Annotated in this window: 2 protein-coding genes; both read left to right on the top strand. The window is 38.2% G+C overall.

What is annotated here, in order from left to right; genetic code table 11:
• The first annotated feature begins 54 nt into the window (after positions 1-54).
• Positions 55-900, top strand: a complete 846-nt coding sequence (locus tag V7149_RS19090; RefSeq protein WP_335347182.1) for a M15 family metallopeptidase — start codon at positions 55-57, stop codon at positions 898-900.
• A 201-nt stretch (positions 901-1,101) separates the two neighbouring features.
• Positions 1,102-2,273, top strand: a 1,172-nt coding sequence (locus tag V7149_RS19095) for a S41 family peptidase (RefSeq protein ID WP_438824131.1), incomplete at its 3' end; no start/stop codon positions are given.

The raw sequence follows: 2,273 nt of genomic DNA on the forward strand, positions 1-2,273 counted from the left end.
TCTTTTTCATGTTAAAATAATAGGCGGAAAAAGTAATCAAAGACAGGTGAAAAAATGAAAAAGATTGTTGTTTTAACTGCATTATCTTCCATTATGCTTGCAGGCTGTAATCAGCTTCAGCCATATTTAGAGAAGATTCCTTTTTTACAAAAGGAAGAGACAGCTTTGGATGAAAACAAGCAGCCAGAGGAAGGTACGGTTAAGGAAGAGGAAGGCGGAACTGCCAAGAAGAACGACAGCGAGGAAAGTGATATTCCTTCTCTTAAAGCAAATTACTTTAATGAGATAGTGACTGTTGATGGAAAGCGGATCATTCAAAATCCAACGAATCATATGGTTTTAGTAAACAAACAATATTCTCTTCCAGATGGGTATGCCCCAGAGGATTTGATCATGCCAGCTGTTATGTTTTCGTTCGGAGAACAGGATATAGAAAAAGCCTATTTACGGGACGAAGCAGCTAAAGCGCTTGAAGCTATGTTTACAGAAGCAAAGAAGCAAGACATACATTTATTTGCCGTATCCGGATATCGTTCATTTGATAGGCAGAGGGCCGTTTTTGATGCAGAAGTAAACAAATATGGAGAGGAAAAGGCTATACAGGCGGTAGCCATTCCAGGAAGCAGCGAACATCAAACGGGGTTAGCTATGGATATATCCAGTCAAAGTGCCAACTTTGAGTTATCAGAAGAATTTGGTGAAACGATGGAAGGAAAATGGGCAGCTGAAAATGCTCATCGATTTGGTTTTATCCTTCGTTACCCTAAAGGGAAAGAAGAAATCACCGGTTATAAATTTGAACCTTGGCATTTCCGGTATGTAGGTAAAGAAGCAGCAGCTGTTATTTTTGAAAAACAGCTTACATTAGAAGAGTATTTTGAAATTGTGAAGAAAATATAGAAGGGGTCAGACGAGATGTCTGGCTTCTTTTTTATTAATTTTCTTCATTTATGTATTTTCTTTGTGCTTTTTATTGGAGTAATGGTATTCTATTCATTAAGGATTTCACTGAGAAATTTTTGGTTATGAAAGTGGTGAGAAGTTTTGCAAGAGAAAGATGTCAATCAAGAACCACCGGTTAAACAATCAGGCTTTATTCGTATGAAAAATTTCCATTTTGTTATGCTCTTGTTTGTTATTGTCTTTTTATCAGTAGGGATTACAGCATTTGCACTTGCTTTTGGCGGTGAAAAGGCCGTAGGTAAGGGTACTTTTGACCGTAAAGAATTTGAAAAATTATATGCGGCATTTGATACGTTGAACAATGCCTATTTTCAAGAGGTTGATCAGGACAAATTAATCAATGGCGCCATCAATGGCATGGTTGATGCACTCGATGATCCATATTCGGATTATATGACGGTAGATGAGGCAAAAAGCTTCCATCAAAGCATTTCTTCTTCTTTTGAAGGCATCGGTGCAGAAATTCAGGAGCAAGGTGGATTCATTGTTATTGTGACTCCAATTAAAGGCTCTCCCGCTGAAAAGGCTGGTTTAAAACCGAATGATAAGGTACTTTCCGTTGATGGGAAAAGTATTCAAGGTATGAGTGCCACCGAGGCAGTTACTTTAATAAGAGGGAAAAAAGGGACAAAAGTAGAGCTGTCCATTCAAAGACCAGGTATGGAAGAAGCATTATCTGTTCCGATTATTCGTGATACGATTCCAATTGAGACTGTTTATGGCGAGATGCTAGAGGATGGCATTGCAAAGGTCCAAATCACTTCATTTTCCGAGAACACGACAAAGGAATTAATCGAAACTTTAAATGAATTACAAAGTAAAGGGATGAAGGGAATTGTGCTTGATCTAAGGCATAATCCCGGCGGTCTTTTAGAACGGGCAATAGAGATTTCCAGTCTTTTTGTTCCTGAAGGGAAAACGATCTTCCAAATCGAGGATCGAAATGGAAATCGAGAGGAAGTTAAGTCTAAAGGGTCAAAAAATCCAAATATTCCTTTGGTTGTCGTTATTGATAAAGGAAGCGCAAGTGCTTCTGAAATTCTTGCTGGTGCAGTTAAAGAGTCAGCAAATGTATCTTTAGTTGGTGAAAAGTCATTTGGCAAAGGTACGGTGCAGCGTGCAGAAGATTTTTCAGATGGATCTAATTTGAAATTTACAACCGAGAAATGGTTAACCCCGAATGGTAATTGGATACATAAAAAAGGAATTAACCCTGATTATGAGGTTACACTGCCTGATTATGCTTCATTACCTGTCATTGATCCAGATCAAGAATTAAAGTTAAGCTCTTCCTCTGCACAAGTAAAGGT

It is taken from the genome of Bacillus sp. JJ1503 (assembly GCF_036965125.1).
Classification (GTDB): domain Bacteria; phylum Bacillota; class Bacilli; order Bacillales; family Cytobacillaceae; genus Cytobacillus.